Source organism: Sorangium sp. So ce363 (assembly GCF_051520435.1).
Taxonomy (GTDB): domain Bacteria; phylum Myxococcota_A; class Polyangia; order Polyangiales; family Polyangiaceae; genus Sorangium; species Sorangium cellulosum_B.
Genome location: NZ_CP150333.1, coordinates 2,855,478 through 2,874,035, shown reverse-complemented (window position 1 = coordinate 2,874,035; position 18,558 = coordinate 2,855,478). Strand labels below are relative to the sequence as shown.

Below are 18,558 nucleotides of genomic sequence, written 5' to 3'. Positions count from 1 at the left end.
GCGACGCCCCCGCGCGGTCGCGCGGGCTCGAGTGCGGCCAGGGCGCGCGGCGGAGGTGGAGAATGTCGAAGATCACCGCGGAGCAGGCGAGAGAGGAGCACGTCGCGCTCCTCAAGGCGTGGACGAAGGCGGTGGGGGCCGTCAAGGACTACGGCTTCCTCGATCGCCACCTGGCCGAAGGCTGGCGGTACGTCGATTACAACGGAGTGCAGCGCGGCAAGGACGAGTACCTGAAGCTCGTCGACAGCATGTTGACGTACACGCAGGAGCTCCGGCAGTGCGACGTGCGTATCGTCGGCGGGGACGTCGCTATCGTGAGCGGCGTCTACCGCTCGCGCGCCGAGCTCAAGGGCGGTGTCAAGCTCGATAACACCATCGCCTTCACCGCGGTCTGGGAGCTCAAGGGCGGTGAATGGAAAGCCCTCGTGCACCACACGACGAGGATCCCTGACGCGTCGTGATCGACGTCCGCGCCGAGCGGGTCGAAGCGCTCCGGCGGCCGGCGCCTCGCCGGCGAGGCCGGAGGAAACGTTGACAGGGATCCTGCTTCGAGTACCGTACACTCAGGATCGTCCTATCGACGATCACCAGGGCTCTCATGGATCTTCGCCGGTTCCTCACGCACGCGGTGCAGATCGCATCTGCGCTGTCGAAACTTCATAAGTCAGGCACCCTTCACCTGGACATCCGCCCCGCGAACCTCTCCGTGCACCCGGAGAGCGGGGAGGTGTCGCTCGACGGTGGGCTGGCCGTGGTGCGCGGCGATCTCGGCCTCTCCGACGAGACGAAGATCAACCCGGAGTCGCTGCCCTACATCGCGCCGGAGCGGACGGGCCGCGTCGACTGGCCGATCGACGAGCGCGCCGATCTCTACTCGCTCGGCGTCACGCTGTACGAGCTGCTCTCCGGCAAGCTGCCGCTCGACGCCGAGGACGCGCCCGCGTGGGCGCACGCCCACATCGCGAGGGCCCCTGTGCCGCTCGCGGAGCTGGTGCATGACGTGCCCCGGATCGTCTCCGAGATCGTGATGAAGCTCCTCGCGAAGTCTCCGGAGGAGCGTTATCAGACCGCCCGCGGGCTCTGGTCGGATCTCCTCATGTGCCAGACCGAGCTGGAGGAGCTCGGGATGATCGACTCGTTCCCGCTCGGGACGGCCGACATCCCGGACCGGCTGCAGCTCCCGACGAAGATCTACGGCAGGAGGCGCGAGCGCGCGATCCTGCTCGAGGCGTTCGAGCGTGTGGTCGCCACGGGCACGGCCGAGCTCGTGCTCGTCGCCGGGTACTCGGGCGTCGGGAAGACCTCGCTCGTGAAGGAGGTGCAGGCGCCCATCGTCCGCGAGCGCGGGGCGTTCATCTCCGGGAAGTTCGATCAGCTCCAGCGCGACATCCCCTACCGCACGATCGCCCAGGCGTTCGGGGAGCTCGTCCGGCAGATCCTGACGGAGAGCCCGCAGTCGCTCGCGGGGTGGAAGCACCGGTTGAGCGACGCGCTCGGCGAGGAGGGGCGGGTCATCATCGACATCATCCCGCAGCTCTCGCTGATCCTCGGCGAGCAGCCGCCGGTGCCGCCGCTCGCGCCGAACGAGGCGCGCAGCCGCTTCGTCCGCGTGTTCCATGCGTTCCTCGGCGTGGTCGCGCGCAAGCGGCACCCGCTCGTGCTGTTCGTGGACGACCTGCAGTGGGCAGATCCCGCCAGCCTGAGGCTCATCCGCGACGTCGTCGCGGCGCCCGAGAAGCGGCACCTGCTCGTGATCGGGGCGTACCGCGACAACGAGGTGACCCCGTCGCACCCGCTCATGGAGGTGCTCCGGCAGATCCACGCCACGGGCGCGCGCGTCTCGACGCTCAGCCTCGACCCGCTCCCGCACGAGAACGTCCTCGAGCTCGTCATGGACACCTTCCGCTGCGAGGACGAGCTGGGGGCTCAGCTCACCAGGCTCCTCGTCCAGAGGACGGGCGGCAACCCGTTCTTCGTGGGCCAGTTCCTGACGGAGCTCTATCGCCAGAAGCTGGTCTGGGTCGATCCCGTGAGCGCCGTCTGGTGCTGGAACATCGAGGCCATCGCCGCGCAGAACCTGACCGACAACGTCGTCGACCTGGTGCTGGGCCGCCTCAGGCGGCTGGACGGCGAGACGCAGCGGGTCCTCTCCCTCGCCGCGTGCCTCGGCGCCCGCTTCGACGCCGAGGTCCTCTCGGCCATGTACGGCGAGTCGACCGAGACGACGCACGCCGCCATCTCCCCGGCCATCCGCGAGGGGCTCGTGGCGCGCCGAGGCAGCACGTACAAGTTCCTCCACGACCGCGTGCAGCAGGCCGCGTACCTGCTCATCCGCGAGGGCAACCACGCCTCGACGCATCTGCGCATCGGGCGCCTGCTGCTCGTCCAGACGCCGGAGGAGGCGCTGGAGGACCGGCTGTTCGAGATCACGAACCAGCTGAACATCGGCGCCTCCTTCATCACCGATCCGGGCGAGCGGCGCAGGACGGCCGAGCTGAACCTCCGCGCCGGCAGGAAGGCGAGGGCCTCCGGGGCCTACGGCTCCGCGGTGGCCTACTTCGCCGCGGGCTGCGCGCTGATCGGGGAGGACGACTGGGCGGGAGCCGACGATCTGCTCGCCTTCGCGCTGCACCTCGATCTCGCCGAGAGCGCGTGCGTGAACGGGGAGTTCGATCGGTCCATCGACCTCTGCTCGGTGCTCCTCGAGCGCGCGCGCACGCAGCTCGACAAGGCGGCGGCCTACCGCGTCCTGATGCAGAACCACATGGCCCGGTCCGAGCACGACGCGTGCATCGGCGTCGGGCTGGAGTGCCTCGCGCTGCTCGGCATCAAGCTCGGGAGGCAGCCGGCCGACGAGGAGGTTGTCGCGGAGATCACGGCGCTGCGCGACGCGCTCCGCGATCGCACGGCCGACGAGATCCTCGGCCAGCCGAGGATGACGGCGCCGCCGATGCTCGCGGCGATGGGCGTGATGGCCGTGATGTACGCCTCGACCTTCTACACCGATCCGAACCTCAACGACCTCCTGGTCTGCCAGATGGTCCGGCTCAGCCTGCTCCACGGCAACGCGGAGCCGACCGGCATCGGGTACACGTGCCTCGGCAAGGCGCTCTGCCAGAAGCTCGGCGCGTACCAGGACGGCGACCGGATCGGCAGGGTGGGCTACGAGCTGACCGAGAAGATGAACGCGCTCGTCTACAAGCCCGAGGTGGCCAACCTCTATGGCTGTCTGATCTCGGTCTGGACGCGCCACATCGACACCGGGATCGCCTGCCAGCGCGTGAGCATCCAGGCCGCGAACGAGGTCGGGAACCTGACGTGGGGGAGCTTCAGCAACATCCAGCTCACCCTGAACGTGATCGTGCGGGGCGACCCGATCGAGGAGGCGTACAAGGGCGCGGTGAGCGCGCTCGACTACGCGACGAAGGCGAAGATCACGTTCGCCGCGGACGCCGTGACGAGCATGCTGCGCCTGGTCCAGGCGATGAGGGGCGCCACGCGCCACCTCGGCACGATGAGCGCGGACGACTTCGACGAGCAGGCGTTCGAGGACCGCCTCGAGAAGGAGAGCTTCCCGAGCGTGCGGCTCGTCCATTACGTGATGAAGACCGCGCAGCACCTCCTGGCCTCCAACCCCGACGAGGCGGCCCTGGCCGCGGAGAAGGCGGAGCGCAACATCTCGGGGGGCAACGGGATGTTGTTCTCGGCCGAGTACCACTACTTCGGCGCCCTCGCCCGGGCGGCCCGCTTCTCCGGGGCCCCGGCCGAGGAGCAGGCCGGGCTCCGGCGGTCGCTCGCCGGCCACGAGGAGCAGCTGCGCGTCTGGGCCGAGAGTTGCCCCGACAACTTCGCCGGCAAACACGCGCTCGTAGCGGCGGAGCGCGCGCGCGTCGACGGCAGGCACGACGAGGCCGCGGCGCTCTACGATAAGGCGATCGTGGCCTTCCGCGAGTCCCGGTTCATCCACCAGGAGGCGCTCGCGAGCGAGCTCGCCGCCCGGTTCTACCTGGATCGCGGCTACAGCGGCCTGCCGGGGCTCTACCTGCGGGAGGCGGTGGCGTCGTACTCGCGCTGGGGCGCGAGCGAGAAGGTGAGGCAGCTCGAGCAGCGGCATGCGCTCGTCCTGAACCAGGAGCAGCGCCGCGCGACGAGCAGCGGCGTCATGACGATGGCGGCGGAGGCCATCGACGCGCAGACCGCGGTGAAGGTCTCGCGGTCGCTCTCGAGCGACATGACGCCGAAGGAGATGATGGAGTCGCTCATGCGGCTCGTCGTCGAGCACGAGGGGGCGGAGCGGTGCTGTCTCCTGCTCACCGGGGACGGCCTGCGGCTCGCCGCCGAGGCCGTGGTGGACCGCGACGGCATCAGCATCCGCGTGTACGAGCGGAGCACGGCGCCGCTCGCGACCCGCGTCCCGGCGTCGATCGTCAACTATGTCGAGCGGACGCGGGAGCGGGTGGTGCTCAGCGACGTCGGGGCGAGCGGCGCCTTCGCCGGGGACGAGTACCTCGTGCGCGAGCGGCCGAAGTCGGTGCTGTGCATGCCGCTCATGAAGAACCCCGGCGAGGTGGGCGGCCTCCTCTACCTGGAGAACCGGCTGGTCCACGGCGCGTTCATCCTGCGCCGGCTGCCGCTCCTCGAGTTCCTGGCCGCGCTGTCGCTGCAGAACACCGTGCTCCGCGGCGAGCTGGAGCAGGAGGCGCTGAAGGTCCAGCGGACCGAGGAGGCGCTGCGCCGGAGCGAGAGGGCGCTCCGGGATCTGGCGGAGTCGAGCGACGTCCCCACGTGAGGCGCGGGCCGCGCCGCCGCACCGGCGTGGTGTGGCGGCGCGGCGTTCAGGCGCTCTCAGGCGCTCTCGAGCACGTGGCCCACGCTGTCGAGGAACGGCCTGTCCGACACGGAGAGGTGGAGCTGCACGAACCGCCAGTGATCCCCGTGGCGCTCCACCGTGCAGGTCAGTCGGAGCGCGGGCAGGTCGAAGCGCACGCCGCCCATGGTGGCGTGGATACCGAAGCCGGCCGTCCCGGCGCAGGCGGCCGCTCCCCCGGCCAGCAGACGCACCTGGACATCGCCGGTGATCCTGCACACGAGGTCCTTCAGGATCTCGCTCTGCCGCCGGAACGAGGCCTCGATCTCGGCCCAGCGCGTGAAGTGCAGCTTGTCGTGTGTGCCGTAGAAGATCAGGGCATCGTCACGTACGAACATGTCGCATAACGCGTCCACGTCGCCTCGCTCGAAGGCGCGCGCGAACTCGACGAGCATCTGGCGAACCGAATCTTCTGGACTTGCCGGCTTTCTCTCCGAGGACTCCATGCGCTCCGCTGCTCCCGTACCGATCCGAGCCTGATCTCGGCCGAGCATACAGCACCCCGGAGGCGACGCGCGACGCCCTGCGCGCGAAAGCGCTCGGAGCCCGGGCGGCTGCGCGCGACAAGGGTCGTCGCGGTCACGAACACGTAACACCACACGACCCCGACCAGCGGCCCGTACGCCGCGAACGAGAGCGCCGCCATGAGCTGGAGCGCCGCGAGCATCAGCAGGGCAGCGGGCATGTACCTGGACGTCCGCCCCTCCAGCAGGCCGAAGAGCGAGATGCCGGGGACGATGCCAGCGGCGCTGGCGAGCTGGATCATGGTCAGCAGGCCCGGCGCCCTTGCTGCTCGGCTGCCCCTCGAGGATCGCGAAGCGATACTGCTGCACGAACGCGCCTTGCAGACCGACGCCGCAGACCGCCGCGCAGAACAGCGGGAGATCGGCGCGCTCCACCGCGACCGCCGCGACCGCCGCGTTGGGCCACGGCCGAGCCCCGCTCGGCGGAAAGACAGACGGAAAGTGTTGGAAATGCCGAGCTATCTTCCGGCCCCTTCTCGCTGTCGCAGAAATCCCTGGCGGGGTTTCTGACACGCGGAATCAGCGCAGGCGCAGCTGCACCCCCAGCATCCCCGTGACGCCGCCCTTCGGCAGCGCCGCCTCGGGCTTCGGGTGGACGCGGAGGTCGGTCTGGTGGATCCGCACGAACGCCTCGGCGCTCCCGAGGAGGGCCACGCTGCCCTCGGCCGGCCATACGAGGTCGATCGCCGTGCGCGTCCCGATGGTCCAGCCGTGCCCTGTCTCTTCGGGCTTCTTCGGGTCGCCCGGGGAGGCGATCACCCAGTCGGCGGCGGCCTCGATCCTCGCCCGGACGAGCGCGTCGAGCGGCACGATGGGCGCTGCGATGCCGCCGCCCCCCCCGAGCGCGAGCCACTGGACGGACAGCCCCGGGGCCGGCTCGCGCAGGGCCGTGGCATAGGACGCCGAGAGGGTCCCGAAGAACCCCGAGCGCCGGTCGAGCGCCGTGGCCATGACCCAGGCGCCGGCGCGGGCAGGGCCCGCGGCGCCGGCGGGGCCGCGATCGAGCCCGTTGCCGACGAGCCCGCCGGCGGCGAGGAACCAGCCCAGCGGGCGCGGCGGCGGCGAGGCGGCCGCCGGCTCGATGCCGGCCGCCGCGCCGGTCGGCTCGGGCGGCGTCGGGGCGCCGGCGCGCTCCGACGCCAGGGCCGCGACCAGCAGCCCCGCGGTGCGGTAGCGGTCGGGCAGCGGATCCTCCTCGCGGAACTCGATCTCGCGCGACGACAGCGTGCCTTCCGGAGCGCCGACCGAGGCGACGTCGACCCGCAGGCGGCGGTGGTCCGGGCCGTCCAGCCAGATGACGGCGAGCGCCCGGACCGGGGTCCCGGCGCGCTTCGGGTCGCCGAGCGCGCACCCGCCGCCGCCGGCGGCGCGGGAGCACGCCTCGACGAGGAGCGCCGGGAGCTCGCCATGCACGGCAGGGCCCGACGCGATGTCGACGACGATCGGGGCCGGCACGAGAATCTACCCGGGGCCGACGCTACCGAGCGGGAGGGGCGAAGGCAAGCCGGAGGCGGCCGCGGCGGGGTGACCGACCCCACTTCGAGGCGCAGGTCGAGGACGACCCGGCGATCGTCGGGGTTTGCTCGAGCGCAGCCAGGCGGCGATCGAGGAGCTGAAGCGCGACATCCGAGCCAGGACCGGAACGGCGTTGTTCGACTTCATCCTGGAGGACATCCGAGCTGGTGCGGCGAGCGCGCTCGCCGGTTGTCCCTGGTCACCGGATACGATAGGTTCAGCTCATGGCCACCGCCTCCCTCCGGCTGCGCTGAGCAGGACAGCGCGTCCCACGCCGCGCCCCGCGCATTCCGCGCAGGCGCGCTGGTCTGCCGCGCTGTCGACCCGTCCCTGAACCCTTGTCGGAGGTCGGGGGCGTGATGCGCGCGCAGACGCGGGGGAACGCCGTCCGGTAGCCCTCGCCGCCATCTGCTCCTGCTCAGCGCTCGACGACCTCCTCGGACGTGTTCGCCGGAGGTCGTGTCATGCCTGCATCGAAGCGCTCAACCCGCGAGTGCCGCAATTCCCCTGTTCACAAGGCGATCGTCATCGCCGTTCAGCTCCCGGAGGCCGCAGAGGCCGAACTTCATCGATCGCTCGCCGAGCTCAAGCAGCTGCTGCTCGGCCTCGACATCACCGCCGTCGCGGAGGTCGTCCAGAAGAGGAGCGTGCGCTCGTCCCCCACGGTTCTCGGCGAGGGGAAGCTCCGCGAGCTCGCCGCCCTCACAGGCGGCACAGGCGAGGTGCCGAGGGGACCGGATGCGCGCCGGGCCGACCGCGCGGCGTCCCAGCCGGCGGAGCGCCTCGTCGTCGTCGCCGACGACGAGCTCAGCCCCGGCCAGCTGCGGAACCTGCAGGCGGCGCTCGGCGTCGACGTGCTCGATCGGACAGCCGTCATCCTGCGCGTGTTCGAGAAGAGGGCCCGCAGCCGCGAGGCGAGGCTCGAGATCGAGCTCGCCCGGATCGAGTACGAGCTCCCGCGGATCCGCGACGATCACACGCTCGGCGATCGCGAAGGCGGCGGCGGCCGCGCCTCCCGCGGCCACACCAACGTCGAGCTCGCCAAGCAGCGCGCCCGGGACCGGATGGCCGCGGTGCGCAGGGAGCTCGAGCAGCTCAAGGAGAGCGCCGAGCAGCGCCGCCTCGCCCGCGCAGACAGCTTCCGGGTGGCGCTCGTCGGCTACACCAACGCGGGCAAATCGTCGATCATGCGCCAGCTGACGGGCAGCGACGTCCTCGTCGAGGACAGGCCCTTCGCGACCCTCGGGACGACGGTGCGCCAGCTCTCGCCGCCGGCGACGCCGGCCGTGCTCGTCGCCGACACGGTGGGGTTCATCCACCGGCTGCCCCACGCGCTGGTCGCCTCGTTCCACTCCACGCTCTCCGAGGCGCGAGAAGCGTGGCTCCTGCTCCACGTGGTCGACGCCGCCGATCCAGCGTTCCGCTCGCAGATCCGCGTGACGGAGCAGGCCCTCGCGGACATCGGCGCCGCGGAGACGCCGGCGCTGCTCCTGCTCAACAAGGCGGACCGCCTGGGTCGCGAGGAGCGCGACGCGCTCGCCCGCGAGCATCCAGGCGCGCTCCTGATGAGCGCCCTCGATCGCCGGGACGGCGACGCGCTCCGGGCGCGGATCGAGGCCTTCTTCGCGCAGCACCTCGTCGAGCAGACCGTATCGATTCCCTACGATCGTCACGGCGTGCTCGCCGACCTGCGCGATCGGCTCCAGGTGGTCCGGGAGGAGTACGGCGACGAGGTCTCCGTCACGGTCCGCGGCACCCCGGAGGCGCTGGGCAAGCTCGCGGCGCGGCTCTCCCGCGGATGACAGAGCGATCCTGCCAGTCCTGACGAGCGACCCTGGTGAGTTCGAAGCGCTGGGGGCACCTGACGGGAGGCGGGGAGGCGAGAGATGGGGCTCAGTCGTTCGAATCATCGGGTTGATGGCCTCCATCTCTCGCCTCTCCACCTTGGTCTGGATACATCTCTCGCCTTCCCGTCCCCCTGTGTACTCTCTCTCCTCCCCGCCTCCCTGTGCACTCTCTCTTGCTCTGCCTCCGACCGCCCTTCGCGATGCAGAAGCCTAGGCCGTTAGACGAGCTCACGCATGTTCTGACCATTCCAGGGAAGCACCTTGACGCTCGCGTGCGTCACGGACTAGACGAAAGGTTGTCATGAACGCAAAGCACCTCGTGGCCTATGTCGACGTCGACGATACGCTCGTCCGTTCCTTCGGTTCGAAACGGATCCCGATGTCGGCGGTCGTCGAACACGTGCGCCAGCTCCATGAAGAGGGATTCGTGCTGTACTGCTGGAGCACGGGTGGCGCCGACTACGCCGAAAACTCCGCGCGTGAACTTGGCATCGAGCGTTGCTTCATGGGCTTCCTGCCCAAGCCCAACATCCTCATCGACGATCAGACGCCCGCCGACTGGCGCGGGCTCGTATGGGTGCATCCGAACGAAGCGGTATCGAAGAGCGCCCATGACTACGCCGTCCTCGTTGCCGCCGGGAGAGGCGTCTAGCACGGCGATGAAGCGGACGGGCTTCGCCCGACGCTCATCGCCTGGCCGCTCGACCTCAACGTTTGGCCCCCAGCCGTCTCCTCCTCCCGTTGGCAGAGCTGTGGAGACCGGCCATGACTTCACCGCCTTCGATCGACTGCTGCCGCACCCCGTGGTTGCACCGCAGTCCTGTGGTGTGTGTGCTCAACCCCAGCGATGCGACCTTCGAGGCGGCGCGGCCGTTGCTGGCCGAGGCCTATCAGCAGGCTGTCAGCAGGTACGCGAAGCTCGACGGGCTCGCCGAGCCCCGGAAGGCCATGCGATGATCCCGTGCCATGTCGCCCGCCGCCGGGGTTGGACGCCGTGACCGACAGCCACTCCTTCTACCGCGCAATCCTGCCGCCGGAGCCGCTGCGCCCGTTCATCCGCAGCCTCTGGATCTACGACAGCTACCGTCCAGAGCACCTCGTCGATCGGGTGCTGCCCACCGGGACGCTAGAGATCGTCATCCCCCTCGGCGGCAAGCGGCTCTCCTGGACAGAGCCGACCGGCCGCGACGGGACATGCCGCACCGCCCTCGTCTCCGGCCCGCGCCGATCCGCGTTCGACGTGCCCACGGCTCCTCAGGCGCGGCTCGTGGGCGCGCACTTTCACCCCGGCGGCGCGTGGCCGCTCTTCGGCCTCCCGATGGACGCCCTCACCGACCAGCACCACCCGCTCGACGATCTGCTCGGCGCATCCGCGCGCGATCTCGTGGAGCGCATCGACGGCGCGGCGACGAACATGGAACGGCTGGCGACGCTGAGCGCGTATTTCCTCGATCGCGCCCGAACGTGCCGCGCGTCGCACGCCGCCGTGACCGCGACGGTCCGGCGCGCGGCGCGCGGCTCCACCGAGGGCGCGATCGCCGCGGAGGTCGCGGCCTCAGGGCTGAGCCACCGCAGGTTCATCGAGCTGTTCCGTCGCGAGGTCGGCTTGACGCCGCGTGACTTCCTGCGCGTCCAGCGGTTCCAGCGGGCGCTCGACATCGCCGCGCGGAGCGGGCGAGCCGGGGCCGATCTCGCCTACGAAGCAGGGTACTCCGACCAGTCGCACTGGATCCTCGAGTGCCGGAAGCACTCGGGCCTGACGCCGCGCGAGCTCCTCGCCAGGCAGCGGGGCGCGCGCCCCATTCCGCCGGCCGAGAGGGGTCAAATGCTTCCTATTCGCTGACCTGGCCCGCGATCCAGGCTGCGCGCATGCACATCATCTTCGGTTCCAGCGGAGTCGTGGGGAGCGCGGTCCTGGCGGAGCTTCACCGCAAAGGGCTGCCCGCGCGCGGCGTCTATCGTTCGAGGAGGCCGGCCCACCACGCCGGCGAGGTCGCGCGCGTCGATCTCGAGACCGGCGACGGCCTCGACGCGAGCCTCCGCGGGGCGACGACGGTCTTCCTCGCGACAGGAGACATGCTCGATCAGGTCACCGCCGAGCTCCGCGTGGTCGAAGCCGCGCGGCGCGCCGGAGCCCACCGGCTCGTCAAGCTCTCGATCATGAGCGCGGAGAGCGAAGCGTTCTTCTATGCGCGCGTCCATCGCGCGATCGAGCGCGGGGTCGAGGCCTCCGGGATCGCTTACACGCTCCTCCGGCCAGGCGGCTTCATGCAGAACTTCATCAACTACCACGGTCACGCGATCCGGACGGAGGGTGTCCTCCGCCTGCCGTGCGAGGACTTCGAGGAGAACGTCATCGACGCGCGCGACATCGCCCGCGTGGCGGCCGAGTGCCTGTCATCGGACCGCTTCGAGGGCCAGGCGCTGACGCTGTGCGGGCCCGAGCCGCTCTCGTACTCGTCGATGGTCGCCGAGATCGCCGGGTCGACCGGCCGGACGGTCACCTTGGCGTCGATCTCGGCGGAGGCGTTCCGCGCGGCGATGCTGCCATATGCGGTATCCCAGGAGCACGTCGACGGGATCACGGCGATGCTCCGCTTCCATCAGGAAGGTCGGGGGCCGAAGAGGAGCGACGCGGTGCTCGACGTGACCGGCGCTCGGCCGCGCTCCTTCGCGGAGTTCGCGCGCGAGCACGCGTCGAGCTGGCTCCCGTAGCGCTGCGGCGAGCTTCCCGGAGCGAGCTCGTCAGGGGCGGGCTCCCTCGCCTTCTGGTAGGTCGCAGTGACGCGTCGGCGACGCCTGTGGTGCCCTCGAGAGCCGCCAGCGCTATCCTGCGGGCATGTCCGGAGCCGCTTCCGCCCGTCGCCTCGCCACCGCGGACGATCTGTTGGCCATCCCCGAGCGCGAGCGTTTCCACGAGGTCATCGGTGGCGAGCTCGTTCGCAAGGCCATGCCGAGCGGACCGCACGGGCGCGCCCAGCTCCGGATCGGGAGCCGGATCAGCGGACCCTATGACCGGCGGCCCGGCGGCCGCTGGCCCGGCGGCTGGTGGTTCGCGACCGAGGTCGAGGTCGAGCTGGAAACCCATGAGGTCTACCGTCCCGATGTGACGGGGTGGCTGCGCGAGCGCTTGCCGGAGCTGCCTCGCGAGGTGCCCATCCGGGTACGGCCGGACTGGGTGTGTGAGGTGCTATCGCCGTCGAACAGCCGCAACGATCTGTTCAAGAAGCTTCGAACGTACCAGCGCTGCAAGGTGCCCCACTACTGGATCGTCGACCCCGAGACGGAGACGCTCATGGTCTACCGGTGGACGACAGAGGGATATCTGCTGGTGCTGGCCGCCGAGCGGGAGGATCGGGTCAGGCCCGAGCCTTTCGATGCGATCGTGCTGAAGGTAGGCACGCTGTTCGACGACGACGACGACGACGAGGACGAGGAGGAGCGGCAGCGGTGACGGACCGCGGCCCCGCGACGCGGAGACAAGGGCACCGCGAGAGCGCCGATCACGTTGGAGTCCCCGAAGAAATCAACAGAAGGGAAGACAACCCGCAAGGGCGCAAGGGGCGCAAGGGGAAGACAGAAACCATCGCGCCTCTGGTCCCTTGCGCCCCTTGCGCCCCTTGCGGTTGAATTTTGACGTGATCGATCCTCTGGGATCGATCTTCCGGTCCGCGCAACAGCCACGGTGGCTACCGATAGGCCGGACTCGTGGCGAATACGGGCGCGCGGCCTCCGTCCATGTCAGTCGCCGGCGAGCTCGAACGCGCCTTCGTACACCGCGTCGATCGAGATGGTAGCGCCGTTCGCCAGCGTCAGTGTGTCGCCGGCCTCCAGCACCCGGTAGCGCCAGGAGCCATCCGCCTCGCGACGATAGTGCTCGACCCGCGCAGACGCCTGCGAAACGAGCACGTAGTCGGTCAGCGAGGCGAGGCGCTGGTACGCCGCCCACTTCTTGCCGCGGTCGTAGGGCTCGGTGCTCTGCGAGAGGACCTCGACAAGGATGCACGGGTTCGTGAGGACATCGCTCGTGCCAGGTTCCGTGTCCATGGGGCCGCACACCACGACCGAGTCCGCATAGACGTAGCGCTGCCCTTGCTCGGCCGAGATCCGCTGATCGGACGTCAGCACGTGGCACCCCTTGCCGCGAACGGCCGCTCGAAGCTCCGCGATCATGGCGCCTGACAGCAAATTATGCCGAGGGCTGCCACCCGCCATCGCGAACACCTCGCCGAGATGGTACTCGTGCTTCGCAGGCTGGCTCCGCTCCCACGCCAGGTACTCCGCGGCGCTCATGTTCCGCATCGTGGCGGGATCACCCATGGCGCCGAGCCTAGCGCGACCCCGCATGGGGAACCAGCCCGGGGAGGCTCGCATCACCCTGGGTCGCTGAGCTCATCGGCTCGGGCGAGGACGCGCGCGCGATGGCTGCACTCGCCCTGGTCACGAGAGCACGGTGCGTGGGCAGGGAGGACCGATGTCGGGATGGCCCCGCCCTACGGGACCACCTCGATCCACTCCGACGCTCGCACGGTGGTGTCGGACGTCGGATCCATCCAGAGAAGGCTCGCTCCGAGGACACCGGTCCGGCGGTTCCGGGCGAAGGTCACGGGCGGCGCCGGGCCTGCGTCGAAGTCTCGCAGCCGCTCGAGCGCCGCGATCAGCCCCTCCCGCGTCGTGTGGGCGCCGGCGCGCTTCAGCGCCTCGATCGCGATCTGCGCCGCGACGTAGGCGCTCGCCTGGATACCGAGCGGCCCCGGCGCCACGCCTGCCCGGCGCAGGAACGCCTGCAGCGCTTCCTCCGACGCCCGCTCCCGCTCGCCCAGGGAGCCTGGGTACACGAACAGCACGCGGCCGGCGAGCTCGCGGGACGGCGCCCCGGCGCTCCCGGCGAGCGAGCCCAGCGAGGCGTAGATCGGCGCGGCCGAGCCGGCGTCGTCCAGCGCCGCCCTGGCGCTCGCGAGGTCCGCGCCGGGGCCCCAGAAGAGAACGGCCCGCGCGCCGTGCGCCCGCGCCGCGCCGGCCACGTCGCGCGACGAGAGGTGGCCCGGCTCGAAGGAGAGCGCCTGCGGCGCAGGGAGGTCGCGGTGAGCAGCCTCCTCGCGCGCGCCCGACGCCCAGGCCTCGCCGGCGCGGTCGCGCGTGTGCACGACCAGCGCAAGCGCCCCCGCGGTCGCAGGAGCGCCGGCGAGGTGCTTGACCGCCACGCGGGCCAGCACGTCGGGCCCAGGCAGCACCTGGAACACGACGTCGTCGGCCCCGGCCGCGCCCCCTCGGGCGACATCCCGCGCGCGGCCAGGGGCGCCGCCGGCCAACCCGGGTGCGCCCGCCCCGCCAGCCAACCCGGGTGCGCCCGCCAGCGCCAAGGGCCCCACGAGCGGCGCCCGCTCCTCCGAGAGGCGCGCCCGCAGCGCCGGATCCCCGTCGAAGGCGCTCCCCACCAGCGCCAGCACGCCCCGGTCCAGGAGGCGCGCCGTCGCCCCGGCGTCGCCCGCCGGCCCGGCGCTGTCCTCCACGCGCAGCTCGAGCCTCCGCCGGTAGAGGCCGCCCCGCGCGTTCACCTCGGCGAACGCCGCCATCAGCACGTCGCGCGCGGCCGCCCCCACCGGCGCCTCCGGCCCGGTCAGCGGCAGCGCGGCGCCCAGCGCCACCGAGCCCGCCGTGACGCCAGGGTCCAGATCCCGGCCGACACAACCCAGATAGTCAACAAGATCCGATAGATCCGCCTCTGCCAGGTGGTACCGCGGCATCACCGGGCTCAGCCACTGCCCCGCGGGCCCTCGCCCCTCGCGGATCGCCGTCACCAGCGCGGCGGCGGTCATCGCCCCCTCGCCAGCCCCCCTCCCTTGCCCTGCTCCCCCACCCCGCTCGCCGCTGGCCCCTAGGCGCAGCTCGGCCGCGAGCGGCGGCGCCGTCACGCCCCCCTCGGTCGTCCCCTGCCCGCTGGGGCCATGGCAGCCCGCGCAGGCGGCCTCGCGGCCGGAGAGCGCCGCGGCGCCGCCGACGATCGCGCCCTCGATGGCCCGGCCGTCCTCGGTCGCGCCGCGCTGGTAGATGCGCTTGCCGCGCCGGGCGGCCGGCGAGAGCTCCTCGCACGACGCCACCTCGCCCGCGGCGGGCGCGTACGCCCGGGGCGCGCGCTCATCACGGCCGAGCGCCCACACCGCGACCGCGCAGATCCCCACCGGCACCGCAGCCAGGAGGCCGAGCCGCGCCCTCCCAGAACGGGCCCCCGGCCTAGCCACCGCCCGCGCTCCGCGCCGCAGCCCCTCGCGGCGGAAGGAACGCCCGGACCTCGTCCGCGAGGCGCCCCGGCGGCGCGATGCCCTCGACCCGCGTCCAGCGGCCCTCCGCCTCGCGCCCGATGAGCGTGATCGGCGCGTGCCGCTCCTTGATCGGAGCGCGCCCCCCGAGCGCGTCCAGCACCCGGTTCACGCGCTCGCGCCGCCCCGTCAGGAACGACCAGCCCTTCCGCCGGCCGAACTTCTCGGCGTACGCGTTCAGCCGCTCGGGCGTGTCCATCGCAGGGTCCAGCGAGATCGAGACGAGCCGCACGTCCCGGTCCAGCGCGCCGCCGAGCTCGGCCTGGAGCCGGCCGAAGATGGCCGTCATCGGCGAGCAGATCGTCGTGCAGGTCGTGAAGATGAAATTGACGGCGAGCACCCGGTCCCTGGCGAGCTCGCGCAGGCGGACGGGGCGGCCGTCCTGATCCACGAGCTCCTCGTCCAGGACCTCGACGCCCGTCGCCGGCGAGGCGCGCACCTCCGCCGCGCCGTCCGCGGAGAGCCCATGCGGCCCCGCGGCGGCAGCGACGTCCGGAGGGTGCCCAGGCGGCCCCGCGGGAGCGGGGGCCGCGTGCTCGCCAGGAGGCGCGTTCCCGCTCCCGCGGCCGCACGAGGCCACGGCGAGCGCGCCGGCCAGGACCAGCGCTTTCGATGCACCGAGCGACAGGAAACGCATTGTGGGCCTCACCGTGGGTCGTTGAGGTGCTGGACGGCGCGCGCGAGCGCCTCGGGCTCCTCGGTGGCGAACGCCTTCAGCCACATGCCGGTCGACGTGTCGCCGACGAGCAGCGTCATCGTGTGCTCGTCGGGGCGCTTCACCTGGCCGCCGAGGCGCTTCAGCACCGCCGCGACGTTCTCGGGCGTGCCGGTCAGGAAGTACCAGCCCTCGCCCGCCTTGAACTTCGCGGCGTACTCCTTCAGCGCGGCCGGCGTGTCGTTCTCCGGGTCGACCGTGATCGTCAGCATCGTCACCGCCTGCCCGCGCGCCCGCAGCAGCGCCTGCACGCGCGCGAGGTTCGCCGTCATCGTGGGGCAGACGCCCTTGCACGAGGTGAAGGCGAAGTTGATGAGCACCTTCCGGCCCCGCAGCAGCCCGTCGTAGAAGCGGTGCGCGCGGCCGTGCTGGTCGACGAGCTCGGTGTTGGTGAAGTACCGCGCCGCGGCGGCGTCGTCCTCCCGGGAGACGCCGCCGATCTTCATCCGCTCCACGCGCGGCGCCTTGCTCTCGGCGGGCGTGAAGCGCGCGGCCGAGGAGATCGCGAGCGCGAGGGCCGCCGCGGCGAGGGCCGCCCCGGGCCTCATCGCGCACCTCCGCCCTGCGCGCCAGCGCCGCGCGCGGAGACCCGCAGCGGGACGAACGGGAGCGCGCCGACAGGCGCCCCGCGCCCAGGGACGGCGGCGAGGAAGCGGTACTGGCCCGGCGCAGGCGGCGTGAACGCGACGGAGAACGTGCCGTCCCCCTCGGCCCGCGGCGCGCCGCGGAAGCGGTACCCGGCCGGGAACCGGACGACCATCACCTCGATGTCCTCAGCGTCGAGCGGAGGGCCCCCTTCGCCCGCGGTCGCGCGGAAGCGCAGCGTCGCGGGCTCGCCCGCCGCGAGCCGCAGGTCGGGCTCGAAGAGCGGCGCGATCGCAATGTCCTTCACGGGGTCGCCCCCGCAGCCGGACGCGTCGGCCTCGCCGTCGCCCGGGGCGCAGCGCGCGGGCGCCACGGTGGCCTCGAGGCACACCCCCGTCCGCGGGCGGTCGAGGAGGAGCTCGACGTCGTAGAGCCCCCCCTCGCCGAGGCGCACCGTGGTCGCGTACACGCCCGGACGCACCTCCTTGAGCGACCTGTCCTCGACGAGGATCGATCGCGGCTCGCGGCCGTAGCTCGGCAAGGTGCCGATCGGGGCCATCATGCCCTCCACGTAGACGTAGAGCGCCCTGTCGGCCGGGCTCGCGACGAGGGCGCCGTTGCCCTCGGGCAGGGGGGCGATGGGCGTGGCGAGCGCGGCCGGCCCAGTCCGCGCGGCGGCGGCGAGAGGCGGGCCCTGGCCGACCGCGATGTCGACGAGGGGCGGGGCCGCCGGGCCGCCGAGGGCCGACCGGTCGACGAGCGAGACCCGCGCGGCGCCCCGGTTGCGGATGTAGGCGAAGGCCCCGGTGAAGGTGACCGCGTCCGGCGCGGCCAGCCCGGTGAGCGTGTGCGCCACCGCGCCCGTCGCGCCGTCGAGGACGGCGACCTCGTTCGCGGACGGGTTCAGCGCGAACGAGAACCGCCCGCCCGGGTCGAACTGGAGCGCGCCGAGCCCGGGCTTCAGGGCGACGCGCCCGGCGACGGCGCGGCGCGCGACGTCGAGGATCACGACCTCGCCGCGCGCGGCGTTCGCCGCGTGGACCACGCCCGCTTCATCGCTCGCCGCGATGGCGACGACCCCCTCGCCCACCGCGATCTCGGCGAGCGGCTCGAGCGTCTCGCCGTCCACCACGGCCACCGATTCGCCCTGCTGGCTCGTGATCCACGCGGCGCGGCCGCCGCCGGTGAAGGCGATCTCGTGGTGGCCCGGGCCCACCGGGAGCGTCTTCAGGACGTCCGTCGAGCGGGCGTCGATCACGCTCACCGTCCCGTCGCCGTCGTTGCCCACCCAGACCGTGCGCCCGTCGGGGGCGACCACGACGCGCGACGGATCCTGGCCGACGGGGACGTTCGTCCGGACGAGCCCCCGCCGCGTGTCCACCACGGCGAGGCCCTGCCCGCCCCGGAGCGTCACGTAGAGGCTCTCCCGGTCGGGGTGCAGAACGAACGAGACGCCGCGGCCCGCGAGGCTGACCACGCTCCGGAGCTGCGTCCTGGCGAGGGCGACCTGCGGGTTGATGGCCGAGAGGGAGTTGTCCTGGTTCAGCGTCCAGAGGAGGTAGGCGTTCATGTCGACCTCGGGGCGCACGGACAGGAGGCCCGCCATGAAGCTCTTGATCTTCCCCCGGCACGCCGCCTCGTCCGGCGCGGCGTCGATCGCGCCGCTGGCGAGGCTCGCCGCGGGCGCACCGCTGGCGAGGCTCGCTGCGGGCGCGCGGCCGGAGAAGCTCGCCGCGGCGGCGCCGTCCGCCCCGGCGCGGCGCGACATCCAGCCGAGCGGCGTGAGGCCACGGACCGGCGCGCCCGTGGACGCGTCGGTGATGGTGAACTCGGCCACGACGTCGGAGCCCGCCACCGCCGCGGCCGGCCCCGCCCCGAGGCCGGTCCCCCCGCCCTGCTGGCCGCGGTCCAGCGGCCGCAGGGCGAACGCGATGGAGAGCCCATCGCGCTCGACCCGGCTCTCCTGCAGGGGAGCCGCCGGCTCCTCGGGCTGCGCCGGCGGCGCGAGCTGCGCCGGCTGCGCCGGCCGCTCGGCCCCCGGGTCCTGCGAGGCAGGGAGCGCCTCTCTCCGGCCGCAGCCGAGCGCCGTCGAGGCGCTGAGCCAGGCCAGCGAGAGCCAGAGTCCGCGCGCGCCCATCGAGGCGCCGTCCATCGAGATCCGTCGCATCACAGGCCCCTCCTCCCG

At 72.2% G+C, this 18,558-nt stretch carries 16 protein-coding genes; 8 read left to right on the top strand and 8 right to left on the bottom strand.

Annotated features, from left to right (window positions below):
* Positions 1–62: 62 nt before the first annotated feature.
* Together WMF12_RS11160 and WMF12_RS11155 are read left to right on the top strand one after the other, a co-directional pair.
* The gene (locus tag WMF12_RS11160) at positions 63–461 is read left to right on the top strand and encodes a YybH family protein (RefSeq protein ID WP_148313982.1); all 399 of its coding nucleotides are present in this window, start codon (positions 63–65) and stop codon (positions 459–461) included.
* Positions 462–598: 137 nt separating this feature from the next.
* A complete protein-coding gene (locus tag WMF12_RS11155) occupies positions 599–4,789 on the top strand; it encodes an ATP-binding protein (RefSeq protein WP_437870654.1) in 4,191 nt (1,396 codons plus the stop codon).
* 56 nt (positions 4,790–4,845) lie between these two features.
* On the opposite strand, the gene WMF12_RS11150 is transcribed toward WMF12_RS11155, so the two are convergent.
* The 3 genes from WMF12_RS11150 to WMF12_RS11140 form a co-directional block, all read right to left on the bottom strand.
* Positions 4,846–5,262: a nuclear transport factor 2 family protein gene (locus WMF12_RS11150; protein ID WP_061614382.1), complete on the bottom strand. Its 417-nt coding sequence runs from the start codon at positions 5,260–5,262 to the stop codon at positions 4,846–4,848.
* Positions 5,181–5,633, bottom strand: a complete 453-nt coding sequence (locus WMF12_RS11145) for a hypothetical protein (RefSeq protein ID WP_437873989.1) — start codon at positions 5,631–5,633, stop codon at positions 5,181–5,183. Before WMF12_RS11145 ends, WMF12_RS11150 begins: the two co-directional genes overlap by 82 nt.
* 277 nt (positions 5,634–5,910) lie before the next feature.
* Entirely contained in the window at positions 5,911–6,846 is a 936-nt protein-coding gene (locus WMF12_RS11140) for a hypothetical protein (RefSeq protein WP_437870652.1), read from the bottom strand.
* A 524-nt stretch (positions 6,847–7,370) separates the two neighbouring features.
* Here WMF12_RS11140 and hflX point away from each other — a divergent pair.
* From hflX to WMF12_RS11110, 6 genes are all read left to right on the top strand, one after another.
* Positions 7,371–8,708 carry a GTPase HflX gene (gene hflX, locus WMF12_RS11135; protein ID WP_437870650.1) on the top strand — a complete coding sequence of 446 codons (1,338 nt, stop codon included), beginning with the start codon at positions 7,371–7,373 and terminating at the stop codon, positions 8,706–8,708.
* Between the two features lie 346 nt (positions 8,709–9,054).
* Positions 9,055–9,405: a DUF705 domain-containing protein gene (locus tag WMF12_RS11130; protein ID WP_437870645.1), complete on the top strand. Its 351-nt coding sequence runs from the start codon at positions 9,055–9,057 to the stop codon at positions 9,403–9,405.
* A gap of 113 nt (positions 9,406–9,518) precedes the next feature.
* Positions 9,519–9,710 carry a DUF6194 family protein gene (locus WMF12_RS11125; RefSeq protein ID WP_437870642.1) on the top strand — a complete coding sequence of 64 codons (192 nt, stop codon included), beginning with the start codon at positions 9,519–9,521 and terminating at the stop codon, positions 9,708–9,710.
* Positions 9,711–9,747: 37 nt separating this feature from the next.
* Positions 9,748–10,596: an AraC family transcriptional regulator gene (locus WMF12_RS11120; protein WP_437870639.1), complete on the top strand. Its 849-nt coding sequence runs from the start codon at positions 9,748–9,750 to the stop codon at positions 10,594–10,596.
* A gap of 26 nt (positions 10,597–10,622) precedes the next feature.
* Complete coding sequence (locus WMF12_RS11115) at positions 10,623–11,468, top strand: NmrA family NAD(P)-binding protein (RefSeq protein WP_437870637.1); 846 nt, start codon at positions 10,623–10,625, stop codon at positions 11,466–11,468.
* 124 nt (positions 11,469–11,592) lie between these two features.
* A complete protein-coding gene (locus tag WMF12_RS11110) occupies positions 11,593–12,207 on the top strand; it encodes a Uma2 family endonuclease (protein ID WP_437870635.1) in 615 nt (204 codons plus the stop codon).
* Positions 12,208–12,494: 287 nt separating this feature from the next.
* Here the strand turns inward: WMF12_RS11110 and WMF12_RS11105 are convergent, their stop codons facing one another.
* From WMF12_RS11105 to WMF12_RS11085, 5 genes are all read right to left on the bottom strand, one after another.
* Entirely contained in the window at positions 12,495–13,073 is a 579-nt protein-coding gene (locus WMF12_RS11105) for a Uma2 family endonuclease (RefSeq protein ID WP_437870633.1), read from the bottom strand.
* Positions 13,074–13,246: 173 nt separating this feature from the next.
* Positions 13,247–14,941, bottom strand: a complete 1,695-nt coding sequence (locus WMF12_RS11100) for a cytochrome c/ABC transporter substrate-binding protein (protein ID WP_437870631.1) — start codon at positions 14,939–14,941, stop codon at positions 13,247–13,249.
* Between the two features lie 46 nt (positions 14,942–14,987).
* The gene (locus tag WMF12_RS11095; protein ID WP_437870622.1) at positions 14,988–15,710 is read right to left on the bottom strand and encodes an SCO family protein; all 723 of its coding nucleotides are present in this window, start codon (positions 15,708–15,710) and stop codon (positions 14,988–14,990) included.
* 8 nt (positions 15,711–15,718) lie between these two features.
* Positions 15,719–16,336 carry an SCO family protein gene (locus WMF12_RS11090; RefSeq protein ID WP_437870618.1) on the bottom strand — a complete coding sequence of 206 codons (618 nt, stop codon included), beginning with the start codon at positions 16,334–16,336 and terminating at the stop codon, positions 15,719–15,721.
* Positions 16,333–18,540, bottom strand: coding sequence for a YncE family protein (locus tag WMF12_RS11085; protein WP_437870616.1), 2,208 nt, complete (start codon positions 18,538–18,540; stop codon positions 16,333–16,335). Before WMF12_RS11085 ends, WMF12_RS11090 begins: the two co-directional genes overlap by 4 nt.
* Positions 18,541–18,558: the final 18 nt, after the last annotated feature.